We start from the raw sequence: 280 nt of genomic DNA, 5'->3' as shown, positions 1-280 counted from the left end.
AGATCGAATCGAAGGGCGTGGAAGTCGAGGGCCAGTTCCAGTTCGCGCTCGACATCACCCTCACCGCGGCGTACTCGCGCAACAAGGCCGAAGTGACCAAGTGCAACTTCGCCATGGAAGTGAACCAGCGCCTCAACGACACCCCGCAGGAGCTGGCCTCGGTACGGCTGGGCAAGGCCTTCCAGCTGGTCGACGACGCGCGCCTGCGACTGGGCGTTGGTGGCCGTTACCTGGGCAACACCCAGTCGCTGGGCTACGGCGGGCTCATCCCCACGCCCAG

At 65.7% G+C, this 280-nt stretch carries 1 pseudogene; it reads left to right on the top strand.

The features are described 5' to 3' along the window. A pseudogene (locus tag KVS69_RS19400) lies at positions 1-280 on the top strand (TonB-dependent siderophore receptor); the annotation flags it as partial.

It is taken from the genome of Stenotrophomonas sp. GbtcB23 (assembly GCF_019091045.1).
GTDB classification, from domain to species: Bacteria; Pseudomonadota; Gammaproteobacteria; order Xanthomonadales; family Xanthomonadaceae; genus Stenotrophomonas; species Stenotrophomonas rhizophila_A.
The sequence above is the reverse complement of the archived record's forward strand: the minus strand, read 5'-3'. Positions and strand labels throughout refer to the sequence as shown.